The organism is Gottfriedia luciferensis (assembly GCF_001712755.1).
Lineage (GTDB): Bacteria > Bacillota > Bacilli > Bacillales > Bacillaceae_G > Gottfriedia > Gottfriedia luciferensis_B.
Genome location: NZ_MDKC01000023.1, coordinates 67,574 through 85,482 on the forward strand (window position 1 = coordinate 67,574; position 17,909 = coordinate 85,482).

Here is a 17,909-nt window from a genome sequence, read left to right on the forward strand (position 1 = left end):
TCCTCCTAAAAAATGAAATGGTTCTATAAGTATGTATTGTGTAAAAAAAGAACCATTTCTCTTACCATGAATTTCTTTTACAACTTTATATCATAAAGTAAAATACGCTTTTTGTGTAGTTCTAATTTCTAATCTAATGAAAACTTATAAAATGATTAGATTTTTTGGTGAAGACATTAAGTTTTCGTTACCACCAGTTTTAACGATTAAATCGTCTTCTATACGAACTCCACCTAGATTTGGAATATAAATACCTGGTTCACAAGTTACGATCATATTTGGCTCTAATACTGTATCAGAACGGAATGATACGCCAGGTCCCTCATGTACTTCTAGACCAATACCATGGCCAGTTCCATGTCCATAATATTCTCCATAACCTTTTTCAGTAATATAATCACGTGTTAAAGCATCAGCTTCTTTACCTGTAATACCTGCTTTAATCCCGTTAACACCACGTAATTGAGCTTCAAGAACGATATCATAAATTTTCTTCAAATCAGAATGAGGCTCACCTACAGAAACTGTTCTAGTCATATCTGATACATAACCTTTATAGTATGCTCCAAAATCTAACGTTACAAAATCACCTGTTTCAATTACTTTTTCTGATGCTACACCGTGAGGAAGAGCAGAACGAGTACCAGAAGCAACGATTGTATCAAATGATGATGAAGTAGCACCTAATTTACGCATAAAAAATTCTAACTCATTCGATACTTCTAATTCAGTAACACCTGGACGGATAAATCCTAAAATATGATCAAAAGCAGATTCTGCAATTTTAGCAGCTTCCTTAATGATTGAAATCTCTGCATCCGTTTTAATTAAGCGTAATTTTTCAATTAATCCGCTTACAGGAACTAATTCTGCTTTTACCACTTTGCGGTAAGAACCAAATTCTGTAAACGTAACATGATCTTGCTCAAATCCAAGTTTTGCTACGCCAAATTTCTCTGTTAAAGCTGCAACTTCAGCTGGAATTGAACCTTCATGTTTAACAATCTCATAACCTTCACATTGGCTAGTAGCTTGTTCAATGTAGCGGAAATCAGTAATGAATAAAGCTTTGTCCTGTGTAATTAAAGCAACACCAGCAGAACCTGTAAAGTTCGTCATGTAACGTCTGTTGTATGTACTAGTAACTAATAATGCATCTATTCCTTTTTCTACTAAAGCTTCACGTAACTTTTTAATTTTTTCCATTGTTTTTCTCTCCCCTACTAATCTTTTTTAACGCACTTAAACCTAAATCATATCCATACACACCTAAACCAACGATTTGCCCTACAGTTACTGCAGCTAAAACTGAAGTATGTCTGAACTCTTCTCTTTTATGTATATTTGAAATGTGTACTTCAATAGTTGGTACGGTAATACTTGCAATTGCATCACGAATTGCATAACTATAATGAGTAAATGCGCCAGGATTAAATAGAATCCCATCATAGACATTATTTGCCGCATGCAGCTGATCAATTAGTTCACCTTCATGATTCGATTGAAAGCAATCAATCGTATCCCCATCTTCATGTGCAAGCGATGATAAATGATCCTCAATATCCTTTAATGTAGTTGAACCATAGATAGAAACTTCTCTCTGACCGAGCATATTTAGATTAGGTCCATTCAATAATAAAAACTTAGCCATTTTAAAAGTCTCCACCCATCATTTCGGCATATTTATCCCAAATACACATATCTTGGAATACCCAAGGTTTATTTTATCATAGGCCAGACTATTTTGAATAGCCACGCAAATATGCCTTTTGCTCTTGAAATGCAAAAGAAACAGAATATGCAATAAAAGTTCCGTATAAAATGAATAAACAGATTGTAGTAACTGTCGTATCAGATGAGTAATCCTTAATTGCTTTTAAATCGAATGCTATTTTACCTAGAAGAATAAAAACAATAACCCAAAGGAGCAATCCAAAAAATATACCTGGCAGAACTCCGTTAAATTTTCTACCGATAAAATAAAATACAAATGCAATAATGATTGAAATAATGCCTATTCCAACTATAGAAATTAAGTTTTCAACATAACCATTTGCCCATTTTCCAAGTTTGATTCTTTCTAAAACAAAATTTGGACCAATTTGAGTAAAGTCAAAATAACTAAGAACTAACAAAACTGAAGACCAAAATATGCCACCAAAAAACCCAATACTTACAATCTTATTAAAGTTCTTATTCCCTTTTGAATCACCATCGCCACCTTGGACTAGGTATTCATTTTGGCTTTTACTCTGATTTTGATCTTGGTTTTGATTGTTTTCTTGATCCTGTATACCTTTTTCTTGTTCTTGAACCTGATCTTGATTTTTTTCTTGTTCTTTATCTTTTTCCTGCATTTAACATTTCCCTTTCCATACATTGCTAAATATCTCTGAGTATTATGTCCAACTAAGAAATTTTTAATGTGATTCTGAATTTTTATTAGAAAATTAAAAATATTATGATTATTATTTAGATTTTCCTACTTCTTACTTGCACCATTATTATGCTTACATTTACAATAGATAGTAATAGATAAAAAACAAGTTTAGGTTGGTGCAACATGAGAGAGAAAAATAAAGCAGTTTATGGGGGTCAAGCAATCGTAGAGGGCGTAATGTTTGGTGGCAAAACACATACAGTCTCTGCTATCCGCAGGACAAATGAAGAAATTCAATATTATGAAGAACCGATACATATAAATCGGACAATGCAAAAATTAAAGAAAATTCCTTTTGTCCGTGGTGTAGTCGCGATTATACAAGCAAGTATTAATGGATCTAAGCATTTAAATTACTCAACTGAAAGATATGGAATTGATCCAAAAGATGATGAGAAAATTGCAATTGAGCGTGAAAAACAAAAAGGTACACTTGCAACTTATCTCGGACTTTCATTACTAGCCGTTTTATCATTTATAGTTGGAAAAGTTATTTTTACACTTGTACCGGTACTACTAGCAGCAACATTGAAACCAATATTTGAAACCGATTTTCAACAAGTCGTAATAGAAAGTATCTTAAAACTAGGTTTTTTATTAATTTATATTTACTTAGTTTCATTGACTCCATTTATAAAAAGAGTGTTTATGTATCACGGTGCCGAGCATAAAGTGATTAATGCATATGAAAATAATATTCCTTTAACGATTGAAGGAGTCCAATCACAATCTAGACTACATTATCGTTGTGGAAGTAGCTTTATCCTATTTACTGTAATAGTTGGTATGTTCATATACTTCTTAGTTCCAACTAGCCCACTATGGCTAAGAATTGTCGATCGACTTTTATTAATTCCAGTCGTTATAGGTGTTTCGTTCGAAGTTCTCCAATTAACAAATAAAGTTCGAAATGTTCCTATATTAAGATGGGTAGGTTACCCTGGATTATGGCTTCAATTATTAACAACGAAAGAACCAACTGATGATCAAGTTGAAGTCTCAATCGCTTCATTTAACCGACTTTTAGAAGTGGAAAAAAATAACAAGAATTAATTGACAGAATTTTATAAAAAATATCAACTTATTGGATAAAATGTAATAAACTATAAGAAACAATGTTTTTCTAATACATTATTTACTCTTCACCATAGGAGGTGCTTAAAGTGAATCAAAAAGTGTACACATCAATATTTTATGGAATTATAGCATTAGCACTTTTTGGCTTAATTGCTCAGTTGATAAACGATCCAGCAAAATTATTACAACGATTTTTGTTTATTGGATTAATCCTTTTAATTATTTATTTTATTTATAGAGTTTTTACATCTTCAAACAGTCAAAGAGGCCAACAAGACTCCTATCGTAAGGCTGCAAAACAAACTATAAAAAAATATAACACTCAAAAATCTAGCTCGTTTAAAAAATCGATTAACAAATCAAAGCCCACTTCAAGAAAAAGTACCTCCACTCCTTTGTTAAAAAAACGATCAAAGGATGCAAGTCACTTAACTGTGATTGAGGGTGAAAAGGGCAAAAAGAAAGACCGTGCTTCCTACTAAGCACGGTCTTTTTAATTATTTGAATTCGATTGGGCTTCATTAGACTTTTGAATATCTTTTAATGCTTCGATTCGATTTTTATCTTCTTCAAAGAACTGAACTAGTTCTCCAATTCGATCAATCGCTTCCCAACTCATATGATGTTCCATTCCTTCAACATCTTGATAAATTAAGTTTTCATCTACACCAATAATTCTTAAGAATTGCTCAAGTAATACATGGCGATAGACAAGTCTTTTTCCCATTTTTTTACCTTTTTGTGTTAGGATTAATCCTCTATATTTTTCATAAATTAAGTAATCGTCTTTATCTAGTTTTTGCACCATTTTGGTTACTGACGATGGGTGTACAGATAATGCTTCAGCAATATCAGATACACGAGCATACCCTTTATCTTCAATTAAAAGGTAAATTTGTTCAATATAATCTTCCATACTAGGTGTGGGCATGTTCTTCCTCCAATACACTCATTCAAACTTTATTCCGTCACAATAAGCATCAATAAAATGATACACCACATAAACCAAAAGTGCAATTAACATGAACTCATTTAAATGATAAGAGAACGTCATTCTGTATAAGAGTATGATGAAAATAATAAGAGTGTACCTAAAAAATAGATACACTTCATTATGTAAAATATTGAATTTCTCCATTAGGAAAATACTTTTTTATATAACCCGAAATGGTCTCTTCAATTGAAGCAGCCTCTTCTTTTTGATAAACATATTTTCCAATTCCATATTTGCCCCATTTATATTTCCTTTTCTCTTCATCCATTTCAAGTTTAGTATTAGGATATCTCTGTAAAATCACTTTTTTGGCAGGCTTAGTAAAACGATGCTGTATAAGCTCGAACGTCATATTTTCATTTGCCAATTCACCTAAAGCATCCTTTAATCGAATAAAAAGCTCCTCATAGCCCTCTTCCCAATCTTCATGCATATAAATAGGTGCAACAATAAAACCAAATGGATATCCTGCATATGCTACTTTTTTTGCGGCTTCTATTCTTTCATCAAATGAACCAGTTCCAGGTTCGAAGTTTTTGATAACATACCTAGAATTAATACTGAATCTAAATGTTGTTTTTCCATTATGCTTTGCATCAAGTAAATGGTCTACATGTGGAAATTTCGTTACAAATCGTAAACGACCGTATTCTGTTTCACCAATAAATTCAATCGTTTTCTTAAGAGAATGTGTTAAATAATCTATTCCAACTATATCAGAAGTACACGCAGCCTCAAACCGTGTAATCTCCGGCTCGCGTTCCTTTATATATTTCTGTGCTTGCTCAAAAATATCTTCTAAATTTACATATACCCGTATATAGGGCTTGGAACCAAGTGTTGTTTGTAAGTAACAATAATGACAATGCCCCATACAGCCTGTAGCAAGAGGAATCGCATATTCCGCTGAAGGTTTAGATGTTTCAAACTTTAATGTCTTACGCAACCCAACTACTAAAGTTGACTTAGCGATTCGATATTTTTCCACATCATTTTCACCAGGTAAATTTCGAATTTGATTATGGGATGTTGTTTCTCTTATTTCTAGACCCATCTGCTCAAATTTCTCCTTTAACTCCTTTCCTAACGGATACTCTAAAGCTTGGGGCTCGAAATAAACAAGCTTTGGTATAAAAGGCTTCATATAATCTACTCCTTCTCCACTTTTTTGTTTAGTATTAACTCCAATCATAATTAAATCAGTGGAAAAGGTAGGAAGTTCTCTTGTAGTGCTCGTTTATTTTTACTTGATGCCTAAATTGAACGGTATGAGGGTATTTTATTGCTTGATCTGCAAAAAAAGATGGATTTATTTATAAGGGATTAACTTTTTATTGAATTACGCTACATATCGGCGGTTTCATTAAAATTTTGCGTTCAATATGACTTATATTATAATTAAACCCCGCTAGGATACCCATAGCTGTATTGGTATATTTTTGATTTATTTGCGGTTTTCGTATTTTTATTTGCGGTTTTCGTATTTTTATTTGCGGTTTTCGAATTTTAATTGCACTTTTGCCTTTTTTAATTGCGTTTTTCGAATTTTAATTGCACTTTCGCCTCTTTTAAATTGCACTTCTACATTTCCTCTTTTATTTACACTTCTAATTTATAACCATCTCTCCCCACAAACTCAATACAAAAAAAAGAAAGCCAAAAAGGCTTTCAATAAAAAACTACTTACGTAAGTTCCATTCCTCAGTACCATATTTAGTAGCAGCTAATTCCTGTACTTCCTTCTCCTGAGCCTCTGTTAATTCATAAGGCACCAACTCGATATCTAAGCCAATTTCGAAGCCTTTTTCAAATGCTTCATAAAGGTCAGCCATTGTTTTAGGAGTAGTACTTTCTGCATTGATCCATGTTGCACGATCTAAGAATCGTTTTTTCATTCTTTCTCTTACTGCGTCTGAAGAGAAGATATATAAGTCATATAACATGTCAACATCGATATTTAAAGGAATTGAACCGTGCTGAAGAATTGAGCCCTTTTGTCTCGTTTGAGCACTTCCAGCAATTTTTTTATCATTAACAACTACTTCATACCATGATGGCGCATCAAAACATACAGCACTTGCTGGGTTTTTTAGTTCATTTTTTTCTTCTGCAGTTTTTGGTACAGAAAAAGATGCATCTAAACCAAGTAGCTTGTACCCTTCTAAAATTCCCATTGAAATCACTCGATATGCTTCTGTAACAGATACAGGCATATTAGGGTAGCTTTCTGGAACAATTACGCTATAAGTTAATTCATCATGATGAAGTACGCTTCTTCCACCAGTTTGGCGTCTTACGAAATCACCATTGTATTTTTTTAACGCTTCTAAACTTATTTCTTGGTTTTTTTGGAAATATCCGATTGTTACAGTAGGATTTTCCCATTCATAGAAACGCAGTGTTGGAAGAAAACCTTCTTCACTTTGCCACTTGATTAAGCATTCATCAAGAGCCATATTATAGCTACCTGATTTTACTCCGCTATTAATAAAATTCCACTTTGTCTTTGTCATGTTGAAAATCTCCTCATTTTTCGATAAATTTTTACTTTTTTAATGAAAGTTTCTTGCACAATCCTACTAGAGAATTATAATAAGATAAGTAGGTAATTGAAAGGTGTTGAAAAATTTGAGTCAGTTTTTACCAATAATTTTTGTCGTACTAGGTATCATTGTATACTCAACAGTTATGTATTTCTACCAAAAACGTTTAATTAAAACGTTAACTGAGGAAGAATTTCGTGCTGGCTACCGTAAAGCTCAGCTAATTGACTTACGTGATCAAGAAGATTTTAAGAACGGCCATATATTAGGTGCTCGTAATATTCCGTTCGCACAATTAAAAACGCGTTCAAAAGAAATTCGTAAAGATCAAGCAGTATATTTATATGATCAAATGGGCGTTCGTCCAGGACAAGCTGCACGTATTTTACGTAAACAAGGTGTTACAGAACTTTACCAACTTAAAGGCGGCTACAAACTTTGGTCTGGTAAAATAAAAAAAGGTTTATAATCCACATTTAATTGAAAAAACTACTTCATTTTTGTGAAGTAGTTTTTTGTGTTTTATTCTTTATGAGTTTTTGGTTTAGCGTATTTCTCGCCTTTTGTATCGACCTTTATGGACTCGATGATTACTGGAGTAACTGGTTTTTCCATTGAATCTACTTCAACTGCGTCAATTTTCTTAACAATATCGATTCCTTCTGTCACTTTACCAAATGAAGCATATTGCCCATCTAGATCAGGTGTATCGTTTGCCATTATGAAAAATTGACTTCCTGCACTATTTGGATCACCAGTTCGTGCCATAGATAGAACACCTGTTGTATGTTTTAAGTTGTTTTTAAAGCCGTTTGATGTAAATTCTCCATTAATTGCATATCCTGGACCACCGCCACCAGTTCCCTCAGGGTCGCCACCTTGAATTACGAAGTCTCTAACAACTCGATGGAATGTTAATCCATTATAAAATCCTTTGTTTGCAAGTGTTATAAAATTATCTACTGTATTCGGTGCAATATTAGGATATAATTCAGCTTTAATAACACCGTAATCCTTAACTTTTATTGTTGCTATTGGTAATTTCACATGTTTTTTACCATTTGCAGATTTTTCATTATTGTTACCACATGCTGCTAATAAGCTGATTGTTAATACAAGACAGCTTATTAAAATTGCCCTAATCGATCTTTTTAACATTTTTCCTTCTCCCCCTCTTTCATTTTTTAGTTTACCAAATTTGACCATGTATTTTCTATAGTTTCGAAAAATTGGGAATTTTTACACAGAGCCAGTTAATTCACATAAACAGACAAAAACTGCTATTCAAATATAAAATGAATAACAGTTTCTTTTCATTCATTTATCCAACTCGTTTAGATGGTTCCTCAATTTTATTTTTTGCAAATGGAAACCACCAATTCCATTTTCCAAATAACTGCATTAAGCTAGGAACTAAAACTAAGCGAACGATTGTAGCATCCAAGAAAATGGCTATAGCAATCCCGATTCCCATCTGTTTAACAGGTACCATATCCGTAAAAGCAAATGCTCCTGTAATAACAATCATTATAGATGCCGCTGATGTAATAATACGGCTCGTCGATACTAAGCCTTCTCTTGTTGAATAAGTATTATCTCCCGATTCATAGTATAGCTCTTGCATTCTCGACATTAAAAATACTTCATAGTCCATACTTAAACCAAACACTAATCCAAAGACAAACACTGGCAAAATCAACATAATATCAGATTGAGGCAAGCCAAAATTACCACCTTGGAATAACCAAGTAATGATTCCAAACGTTGCACTTAAAGATAATACATTCATTAAGATCGCTTTGATTGGAATGATAATCGACCTAAATGCAATCATTAATATAACAAAAGTACTAACCATAATCACAAGTAAACCGTATACAATATTATCTGTAATCTCATCAAATAATTCTTGTTCAAATTTCACTTGACCACCGACAGTATAATCAAGCCCTTCAATTTTCCCATTGTATTTATCTTCAAAATCTCTTACCCATTGTTTCCCTTTTTCTGATTTAGGATCAGAATTCAAGAATACTTGAATATAAGTTTTATTCTTTTTAATATAGGCATCAATCGCAGGCTGAATTTTTGATGCGTTTGGAGATTTTAAAGCAGGTAATAATTGTTGAGCATTTAAATTAACAGCATTCAATACACTTTTAACTTCATAAACATTTTTGTCATCTTCAAGCTTTTTTTGTATCCTATCTAATGCGTTTACATTATTTTGTTTTAAAAAATCAGTATTGGATTCTAGTACAATTGAGATCGTTCCATGTGTTTGAGCTTCTGGAAGAAAAGCTTTTTGATATTTTTCATAATTAATTCTCGACGTTGCATCCTTTGGTAATGCATCAATTGTAGGTATATTTAGGTGCACATCCCTAATTGGAATGACGAAAAGACCTAAAATGATTAATGATGTTAGTGCCATGATGATTGGTCTTTTCATAACGAAATTTGCAAATTTTCTCCAAACGGCTTGTTGTTGGTCTTGGCTTCGATTCGCTATTGATTTTAACGTACCTTTATTAATATTTTTACCAAGAGCTGAAAGTACTGCTGGTAATAGAGTTAATGATAAAAATAAACTAACTAAGACCACAACTGCACCACTTATTGCGACACTTCTAAATAGATCAATATTTATGAAGTACAGAGCTGATAATCCAATAAATACACAAATACCAGAAAAAATAATCGCTCTACCTGCAGTTGCAAACGTTATACTAATTGCTTCTTTTACTGATGAATGATTCTGTAATTCAGTCTTATAACGGCTTACGAATAATAAGGCAAAATCAATTGATAACGCTAATCCAATCATCGGTGCTACATTTAAGACAAAGATTGATAAATCAACATGTTTACCTATAAAGAATAAAATTCCAAATGTACTTAAAATACTAATCATACCGATTATAATTGGAATCGCAGATGCTACTAAGCTTCCAAATGCAAAAAATAGAACGATAAACGCAATCGGTACACCAATCATTTCTGCTTTCTTTAAGTCTTCTTGACTAGTTTTATTCATTACATCACTAATGATTGTAAACCCTGTTGTTCCTACCTTTACCGTATCATTTGAAAAAGACTCTACTTTTTTTGCAAATTTATTGTTTAGATCAACAAGTTTATCGTGATCCTTCTCATTGAATAAAAGAGATAAGTAGGCAATATTATCCTTTTTCATCCCCGGATTCAGTAGAGGGTGATGAAATTGTTTTATATTCTTTTCCTTTTGAACTTCCTTCACAATCCGTTCAATATCAGATTGGAATTCGGCGTTAGAGGCACCTTTTTTCCGCTCAAGTATAATGATGAGTGAATCTGGCGATTGTTCAAATTCTTTTTCTAGCACATTCTTAGCTTTTTCATACTCTCCAGGTGTCCTAAAACCATCTCCATCTAAAATGCCAGGTAAATGCTTCGAATAAATACCTAGAATGATTGAAAAGATTGCTAAAATTGCAATAACAATATATCGTAATTGATAAATCGATCTACCCACCTTTTTCCAAGCACTATTTTCACTTACTGTACTTTTCATTCTTCCACTCCTTATTTACATATCCTACCAATATCTTATCAAACTGATGTAAATTCGCCTATTGATTTATATTATTAGTCAGAAAATAGAGAAAGAAAACTCTCTGAGTACAAGTCTTAAGGCTAAGACACAAGGGGTAGTTGCCATCCCGTTGAAATGACTAGCTCAATGACAATTGATTTTTTCTCAATGTGTAAAAAAACGCCCATAATATAAATCAATTGATTTATATTAGAGCGTTAAAATTTTGAAACTATGATTGCAATGATGATGCCAATTAATGCTCCAACAACAACTTCATATGAAGTATGACCTACTAGTTCATTTAATGCTTTATAATTTTTAATTCTTCCATGAAAAAAATCATTTAATAACTTTGCATGTTTACTAACCGCCAATCTTACACCTGAAGCATCATACATAATAATCGTAGCAAAAATTGCTGAGATTGCGAAAGTAACATTTCCAAAACCTTCTGTTAATCCAACACTTAATGCTAATCCAGTAACTGTTGAGGAATGTGAACTTGGCATACCTCCAGAAGCAAAAAACTTAGATATATCAAATTCTTTTTCTTTAAATAAATGGATAATGACCTTTAAAAACTGCGCAATAAACCACGCTATAACAGCTGAAATTAATGGTTCGTTATGAAGTATCGTCAAAAGGACCTCCTTTTAGGTGTAACTAATTGTTATTCCATTATTATCTATCTTAAATAATTGTATATTCATTAATAGCTTATAAGAACAAAATAATTTTTGTTAAATATTAAATTGTAAAACAGAGTTTTACTTTTGTATCAATATTATTAGTTCACTGATTTATTTTATCATAATGGTTTTTACTAATAATTTCCATATATTTGACATATATTGGAGAGCTCCTATCACATAATACAAAATTAAGAAATATATAAATTTTTAATAAATTATCATTTTTGAAATTGACAATCCATATAATTCTGATAGACTTAGTTGTAATTAAATTCTAGGAGGAAGCTCATGAGCCAAACCAACGACTTAAAACCCATCATTGAGGTCGTGGAATCGTTACTTAATGGTTTAAGATTTGGAACAATCACATTAGTCGTTCAAGATGGGAGAATTATTCAAGTAGAAAAGCAAGAAAAAATACGATTAAAGTAAATATGTTCCTGCTGACTAGAAAAACTAGAGGCAGCTCAAGTCTACGTATGAAAAATGTAGATTTGAGCTGCCTTTTCTTTTTAGGATAACTTGGCTTCTTTAGTCAATTGGAGGAAATGAAAATGAGATTTGAAAATTGGAACGAGAAAAATATTCCTGACTTTTCGATTGATAATGAAACAAAAGGTGCACTTGAAGTACTAGAGTGGGCTTACAAAACCTATGGTGATGGCCTAATTTATGCTTGTAGCTTTGGGGTTGAGGGAATCTTATTAATTGATTTAATTTCAAAAGTAAAACCTGATGCAAAGGTTGTTTTCTTAGAGACTGGCCTACATTTCAAGGAAACTTATGAATTAATAGACCGCGTACAAGCTAAATATCCAAGCTTACAAATAGAAAAGAAAACACCTAGTCTGACTTTAGAAGAGCAAGCAAGTATTCATGGAGATGAGTTATGGAAGCGTGAACCAAATAAGTGCTGTAATATTCGCAAAATCTTACCACTTCAAGAAGCTCTAAAAGGGGCTCCAGCCTGGGTGTCAGGCTTAAGAAGGGAACAATCTCCTTCAAGACAAAAAACTGAATTTCTTAATCTAGATAATAAGTTCAGCTCAATTAAAGTTTGTCCCTTAATCCATTGGACTTGGAAGGAAGTTTGGCGATATGTATATTACAAAAATCTCCCATACAATCCATTACACGATATAGGGTACCCAAGTATTGGTTGTGAGGTATGTACATTACCTGCTTCAAATTCTTCGGATAGTCGCTCTGGTCGTTGGTCTGGTTCACAAAAAACTGAATGCGGATTACATGATTAGTTGTCTATATTAGATGCTAAAAAATGAAATTTTATTCTCACTAACTATTAATATAGGAAAATTTAAGGAGTGTTTAGAAATGAGTTTACCCCCTCATGGCGGAGTCTTAATTAATCGATTTAATCCAGAAGTTACGATTAAAGATGGTTTGAAGGAAATTCCATTAGATTTAATTGCGTTAAGTGATCTAGAGTTAATTGGAAATGGAGCTTATAGTCCCCTAACTGGTTATTTAGGCAAGGATGATTATGAGCAAGTCGTTAGCACAATGAGATTAAAAGATGGGACTGTATGGAGTATTCCAATTTCCCTTCCTGTTAGTGGTCAAATAGCTAGCAATCTAAAACTAGGTGAACTAGTTAAACTAACTTGGGAAAATAATGTTTATGGCTTGTTAAAGATTGACGATATTTATACACCTAACAAATTACTTGAGGCACAGTTTGTTTATGGTACTACTGACACAAACCACCCTGGAGTAGCAAAAATGTATTCCCGTGGTGATGTTTATTTAGGTGGAGAAGTAACTGTTATTAGACAAATTAATCGTACTCAATTCACTGAACATTATTTAAGTCCAAAAGAAACGAGAGAAAAATTTGCATCATTAAATTGGAAGAAAATAGTTGGGTTTCAAACACGTAATCCAGTTCATCGTGCCCATGAATATATTCAGAAAACCGCACTTGAAATTGTGGATGGTTTGTTCTTAAACCCATTAGTTGGAGAGACAAAATCGGACGATATTCCTGCAGAAGTCCGAATGAAAAGCTATAAAGTATTACTCCAAAACTATTATCCTACAGATCGTGTATTTTTAGCCGTATTCCCTGCCGCTATGCGATATGCAGGACCAAGAGAAGCTGTGTTCCATTCGATTGTTAGAAAAAATTACGGCTGCACACATTTTATAGTAGGGCGTGATCATGCTGGAGTTGGTAATTATTACGGAACTTATGATGCTCAAAAAATCTTTCAAAAGTTTTCACAAGATGAATTAGGAATCTCTCTCCTATTCTTTGAAAATAGTTTCTATTGCTCAAAATGCGAGAATATGGCATCTACAAAAACATGCCCGCATGGTAGTGAGCATCACGTAACATTATCAGGTACGAAGGTTCGTGAAATGCTAAAAAATGGCGAAGTTCCTCCTTCTGCTTTTAGTAGAAAAGAAGTTGTTGAAGTATTAATAGAAGGTTTAAAAGAACCTGAATCAATTTCTGTAGAATAGGAGAAAAGTTAAATGTCTAAAAATATCGTTTGGCATCAGGCTAGTATTTCAAAAGAAGACCGTCGTCAAAAAAACAATCACCACAGCTGTATTTTATGGTTTACTGGTTTATCTGCTTCAGGTAAATCGACAATTGCTAACGAGATTGCAAAAGCTTTATACCATCTTAATGTTCAACAATACGTATTAGATGGTGATAATATTCGTCACGGCTTAAATAAAGATCTAGGATTCACTGATTTTGACAGAACTGAAAACATAAGACGAATTGGTGAAGTAGCGAAACTCTTTGTTGATAACGGGCAAATTGTCTTAACGGCTTTTATCTCCCCATTTATTGCTGATCGAAATATCGTTCGGTCATTAGTCGAACAAAACGAGTTTATTGAAGTTTACGTAGAATGCTCCGTTGAAACTTGTGAGAGTAGAGATCCGAAAGGACTTTATAAAAAAGCAAAAAATGGTGAAATTCAAAACTTTACGGGCATCAGCTCTCCGTATGAGGCACCAATTAATCCTGAAATTACATTGAATACTGATAAGCAATCTGTACAAGAATGTGTTGAAACAATACTGGAATTTTTAAAGAGTAAAAATTATATTGGGTAAGGTGATGTTCGATGGCATTTGAAAAAATTTGGAAAGACAATCTTAAGTTAAATGAAACTGAAAAAAAGAAACTCGTTAAGGATGGACTTAAAATTTATGATGACATCCCCTACTATGCTGAAAATGGATTTGAATCAATTCCAAAAGATCAATGGGATTTATTCAAGTGGGCTGGATGCTATTTACAAAAACCAAAAGAAGCCGGATATTTTATGATGCGAGTTAATGTTCCGTCTGGCATATTAACACATGAACAGCTTATAACATTAGCAGAAATCGCTCGTGATTATGGTCGAGATGTATATGATATTACAACTCGACAAGCGATCCAATTTCATTGGTTAACAATTGATCAAATACCAGATATTTTCACTCGTTTAGAAAAGGTTGGTCTATCTAGTGCTGGTGCGTGTGGTGATATTACACGTAATATCGTTGGAAATCCACTCGCAGGGATCGATCCAAATGAATTATTTGATACTACACCTATTGTAAAAGAAGTTTATGAATTCTTTCAGTTTAATGAAGAATTCTCTAATCTACCTAGAAAATATAAAATGTCGATTAGTACAAATAAAAATAATGCGTCAAATGCAGAAATTAACTGCATTTCATTTATTCCGGCTATTAAAGAAATTAACGGCAAAGAAACGTCTGGTTTCCATATAAAAGTTGGTGGTGGGCTATCTTCAGCTCCACACTTAGCTCAAGAACTGGATGTATTCTTGTTGCCACATCAAGTGAAAGAAGTTGCAATCGCCGTTACAACAATCTTTAGAGATTATGGCTACCGTGAAAAACGCCATCACTCCCGTTTAAAGTTTTTAGTCGCTGATTGGGGCGTTGAAAAGTTTAAAGAAGTTTTAGAGGGATATACAGGTAAGCTATTAACAAAAGGATCTGGCTTTGAAGAGTCATGGAATGCAGGCTATTTTTATGGGGTTCAACCACAAAAGCAAGAAGGATTAAATTATGTTGGATTAAGTATACCTGTTGGTAGATTGCATTCTAAGGAAGTTTTTGAGTTAGCTAGAATTGTTAAAAAATACGGTAATGGTGAAATACGTAATTGTAATTCACAAAATTTAATTTTGCCAAATATTCCAACTGAAAATATTGATGAATTATTGAAAGAACCAATACTTGAAAAATTCACACCAATACCGCCAAAATTTATTGGTTATTCTGTTGCTTGTACTGGAAGTGAATACTGCAATTTAGCTTTAGTCGAAACGAAGGCTCGTATGAAGGATACAGCTTCTTATTTAGATGAAAAAATCACTTTAGATGTACCTGTTAGAATTCATATGGTTGGCTGCCCTAACTCTTGTGGTCAAAGAGCAATCGCTGATATAGGACTTCAAGGAATTAAGGCACGTAATGAGAAAAAAGAATTAGTAGAGGCTTTTGAAATATATGTAGGTGGTACATTAGCCAACGGTGGTAAATTAAATGAAAAATTAAAAGGGAAGGTTGAGTCCCCTGCCCTACACCTAGTATTAGAAAAATTCTTGCAGCACTTTAGCGAAAATAAACTACCTTCAGAAACATTTTTAGATTATGTATCAAGAGTTGGAATTGAACAATTACAAACCTATTTAACTTCCATTCTTGAAACGGTCAATGCATCTTAAAGAAAGTCGGTGACATATGTTTTTATATCGATTTGAAGCAACAATCGAAAGCCGTATCGTTCCAATTGTAATATTAGCAAATGATGATGAAAAAGCATTTAAACTAGTTGATACAGAACTTGAAAAGTTTTATGTTAAAAAACCGAACGTTAAAGAACTACTGATGTATGAAAAAAAGAAAGTTAGTCAAAGTGGTGGATTTGTTTTAGATTTAGAAGTTTTAAGTAAACGATGATGATGAGGTGTGTGGAATGATTGGAAAAGTTTATTTAGTTGGTGCTGGACCAGGGGATGTTGATCTAATTACAGTTAAAGGACTAAAGTGCATTCAAAATGCAGATGTCATTATATATGACCGACTAGTTAATAAGGAACTATTAGAGTATGCAAAAGAATCCGTCGAGTTAATATACGCTGGTAAACTCCCAAACTACCATGCATTAAAACAAGAAACAATAAATGCTTTCTTAGTAAAGTATGCAAAAAAAGGAAAAAATGTAGTTCGATTAAAAGGTGGAGATCCTTTCATTTTTGGTCGTGGTGGCGAAGAAGCAACTTATCTTGTTGAGCGTGGTGTCTCCTTTGAAATCATTCCTGGCATTACATCAGGTATAGCAGCTCCAGCTTATGCTGGTATCCCTGTCACCCATCGTGATTATAGTAGTTCCTTTGCTTTTGTAACAGGTCATTGCAAAGAAGAGGATACGGTTAAATGGGCCTCTTTAGCAAAAGGCATTGACACACTAGCAATTTATATGGGAGTTAATAACTTACCGTATATTCGTCATCAACTAATTTCAAATGGAAAACATCAAGACACCCCCGTTGCCCTAATTCATTATGGTACGACTGAACAACAGCGAACAATCATTAGTACATTAAAAAATGTAATATCAGATGTTGAAAAAGAAAAAATAACTAATCCTAGCATGATCATCGTAGGAGAAGTAGTTAAATTACACCATCAATTACAATGGTTTGAGACTAACTATAACTCGATCACAGAACATAAAAACATTAATTATTCAAGTCTATAAATTCTCTCTTAAAATGGAATGAGGTGCTTTAGAATGGATGCAATCTTATATGTTTGTCATGGAAGCCGTGTAAAATCGGCTGTCCATTCAGCCATACAATTTGTTAAAAAAGTACAAAAACAAATCGATTGCCCTATTCAAGAAATTAGTTTTATTGAACTCGCAGAACCATCAATTTCAGTAGGATTAGAGAATTGTTTACGTAAAGGAGCAAAATCGGTAACAGTATTGCCGGTTTTACTTCTTTCTGCAAATCATGCCAAAGTGGATATTCCTCTTGAAATCGATAAATTTCAAAAGGAATATCCACATATAAAAATAAAAATTGCCGCTCCTATCGGTATTCACAAAAACATGATTGAATTAATCCAAAAGCGAATTAATGAAAAGGTAAAGCATTTAATCAAGCCAACTAAAATACTACTAGTTGGACGAGGAAGTAGTGATCCATTAACGATAGATGATTTCAATTCAATCGTTAAACATCTTGAAGCAAATTTACAGCATCCTGTTCTCCCCGCTTTTATGGCAGTTTCAAAGCCGTCGATTCACGAAGCTTGGAATCAACTATTGACTGAAAAAAATCATCAAGTAATAATCATTCCGTATTTATTTTTTTCAGGAACTCTTATGAATGAATTAAAAGATAGAATAAAATCGTTACCTCTAGAAATGCAAAGTAACTGGATATTATGTGAAACATTAGGGTATGATGACTTAATTGCATCAATTTTTACTGAAAGAATATTTGAAGCTCAAACAAAGGAATTAGTTACTGCAATAAAATAAAAGCTCTTGTTTCCTCAAATGGAAAACAAG

20 protein-coding genes are annotated in these 17,909 nt (G+C 33.0%); 11 read left to right on the forward strand and 9 right to left on the reverse strand.

The features are described from left to right. Positions 1–144: 144 nt before the first annotated feature. From BED47_RS13460 to BED47_RS13470, 3 genes are all read right to left on the reverse strand, one after another. Positions 145–1,206 (reverse strand): M24 family metallopeptidase, encoded by a 1,062-nt coding sequence (locus BED47_RS13460; RefSeq protein WP_069034085.1) that lies wholly within the window; start codon positions 1,204–1,206, stop codon positions 145–147. Continuing rightward, entirely contained in the window at positions 1,193–1,651 is a 459-nt protein-coding gene (gene aroQ, locus BED47_RS13465; protein ID WP_069034086.1) for a type II 3-dehydroquinate dehydratase, read from the reverse strand. Before aroQ ends, BED47_RS13460 begins: the two co-directional genes overlap by 14 nt. 88 nt (positions 1,652–1,739) lie before the next feature. After that, positions 1,740–2,357 carry a YqhR family membrane protein gene (locus BED47_RS13470; RefSeq protein WP_084006912.1) on the reverse strand — a complete coding sequence of 206 codons (618 nt, stop codon included), beginning with the start codon at positions 2,355–2,357 and terminating at the stop codon, positions 1,740–1,742. Between the two features lie 206 nt (positions 2,358–2,563). On the opposite strand from BED47_RS13470, the gene BED47_RS13475 reads away from it, so the two are divergent. Both BED47_RS13475 and BED47_RS13480 read left to right on the forward strand, forming a co-directional pair. After that, on the forward strand, positions 2,564–3,493 hold the full coding sequence (locus BED47_RS13475) for a DUF1385 domain-containing protein (protein WP_069034087.1): 930 nt from the start codon (positions 2,564–2,566) through the stop codon (positions 3,491–3,493). A 110-nt stretch (positions 3,494–3,603) separates the two neighbouring features. Continuing rightward, positions 3,604–3,999 carry an SA1362 family protein gene (locus BED47_RS13480; RefSeq protein ID WP_069034088.1) on the forward strand — a complete coding sequence of 132 codons (396 nt, stop codon included), beginning with the start codon at positions 3,604–3,606 and terminating at the stop codon, positions 3,997–3,999. Between the two features lie 11 nt (positions 4,000–4,010). Here the strand turns inward: BED47_RS13480 and mntR are convergent, their stop codons facing one another. The 3 genes from mntR to BED47_RS13495 all read right to left on the reverse strand — a co-directional run bounded on the left by mntR (position 4,011) and on the right by BED47_RS13495 (position 7,024). Continuing rightward, the gene (gene mntR / locus BED47_RS13485) at positions 4,011–4,448 is read right to left on the reverse strand and encodes a transcriptional regulator MntR (RefSeq protein ID WP_069034089.1); all 438 of its coding nucleotides are present in this window, start codon (positions 4,446–4,448) and stop codon (positions 4,011–4,013) included. Positions 4,449–4,629: 181 nt separating this feature from the next. Beyond that, positions 4,630–5,655, reverse strand: a complete 1,026-nt coding sequence (gene splB / locus BED47_RS13490; protein ID WP_069034316.1) for a spore photoproduct lyase — start codon at positions 5,653–5,655, stop codon at positions 4,630–4,632. A 535-nt stretch (positions 5,656–6,190) separates the two neighbouring features. Beyond that, positions 6,191–7,024 carry a lipoate--protein ligase family protein gene (locus tag BED47_RS13495; RefSeq protein WP_069034090.1) on the reverse strand — a complete coding sequence of 278 codons (834 nt, stop codon included), beginning with the start codon at positions 7,022–7,024 and terminating at the stop codon, positions 6,191–6,193. A 175-nt stretch (positions 7,025–7,199) separates the two neighbouring features. Here BED47_RS13495 and BED47_RS13500 point away from each other — a divergent pair, with 175 nt between their 5' ends. After that, entirely contained in the window at positions 7,200–7,523 is a 324-nt protein-coding gene (locus tag BED47_RS13500; protein WP_084006937.1) for a rhodanese-like domain-containing protein, read from the forward strand. Between the two features lie 53 nt (positions 7,524–7,576). On the opposite strand, the gene BED47_RS13505 is transcribed toward BED47_RS13500, so the two are convergent. The 3 genes from BED47_RS13505 to BED47_RS13515 form a co-directional block, all read right to left on the reverse strand. Further along, positions 7,577–8,212, reverse strand: coding sequence for a peptidylprolyl isomerase (locus BED47_RS13505; RefSeq protein ID WP_069034092.1), 636 nt, complete (start codon positions 8,210–8,212; stop codon positions 7,577–7,579). 163 nt (positions 8,213–8,375) lie between these two features. Then, a complete protein-coding gene (locus BED47_RS13510) occupies positions 8,376–10,607 on the reverse strand; it encodes an MMPL family transporter (RefSeq protein ID WP_069034093.1) in 2,232 nt (743 codons plus the stop codon). Between the two features lie 239 nt (positions 10,608–10,846). Further along, on the reverse strand, positions 10,847–11,272 hold the full coding sequence (locus BED47_RS13515) for a divergent PAP2 family protein (RefSeq protein ID WP_069034094.1): 426 nt from the start codon (positions 11,270–11,272) through the stop codon (positions 10,847–10,849). Positions 11,273–11,611: 339 nt separating this feature from the next. On the opposite strand from BED47_RS13515, the gene BED47_RS13520 reads away from it, so the two are divergent. From BED47_RS13520 to BED47_RS13555, 8 genes are all read left to right on the forward strand, one after another. Further along, positions 11,612–11,755 (forward strand): YezD family protein, encoded by a 144-nt coding sequence (locus BED47_RS13520; protein ID WP_056475111.1) that lies wholly within the window; start codon positions 11,612–11,614, stop codon positions 11,753–11,755. 122 nt (positions 11,756–11,877) lie between these two features. Further along, positions 11,878–12,579: a phosphoadenylyl-sulfate reductase gene (locus tag BED47_RS13525; protein WP_069034095.1), complete on the forward strand. Its 702-nt coding sequence runs from the start codon at positions 11,878–11,880 to the stop codon at positions 12,577–12,579. Between the two features lie 79 nt (positions 12,580–12,658). Continuing rightward, the gene (gene sat, locus BED47_RS13530; protein ID WP_069034096.1) at positions 12,659–13,810 is read left to right on the forward strand and encodes a sulfate adenylyltransferase; all 1,152 of its coding nucleotides are present in this window, start codon (positions 12,659–12,661) and stop codon (positions 13,808–13,810) included. A gap of 12 nt (positions 13,811–13,822) precedes the next feature. Continuing rightward, positions 13,823–14,419 carry an adenylyl-sulfate kinase gene (gene cysC / locus BED47_RS13535; protein ID WP_069034097.1) on the forward strand — a complete coding sequence of 199 codons (597 nt, stop codon included), beginning with the start codon at positions 13,823–13,825 and terminating at the stop codon, positions 14,417–14,419. A gap of 11 nt (positions 14,420–14,430) precedes the next feature. After that, positions 14,431–16,053: a nitrite/sulfite reductase gene (locus tag BED47_RS13540; RefSeq protein WP_069034098.1), complete on the forward strand. Its 1,623-nt coding sequence runs from the start codon at positions 14,431–14,433 to the stop codon at positions 16,051–16,053. 16 nt (positions 16,054–16,069) lie between these two features. Continuing rightward, positions 16,070–16,288, forward strand: a complete 219-nt coding sequence (locus BED47_RS13545; RefSeq protein ID WP_069034099.1) for a DUF3906 family protein — start codon at positions 16,070–16,072, stop codon at positions 16,286–16,288. Positions 16,289–16,304: 16 nt separating this feature from the next. Next, positions 16,305–17,090: a uroporphyrinogen-III C-methyltransferase gene (gene cobA, locus BED47_RS13550; RefSeq protein WP_069034100.1), complete on the forward strand. Its 786-nt coding sequence runs from the start codon at positions 16,305–16,307 to the stop codon at positions 17,088–17,090. A gap of 33 nt (positions 17,091–17,123) precedes the next feature. Then, positions 17,124–17,879 (forward strand): sirohydrochlorin chelatase, encoded by a 756-nt coding sequence (locus BED47_RS13555; protein WP_069034101.1) that lies wholly within the window; start codon positions 17,124–17,126, stop codon positions 17,877–17,879. Positions 17,880–17,909 lie beyond the last annotated feature (30 nt).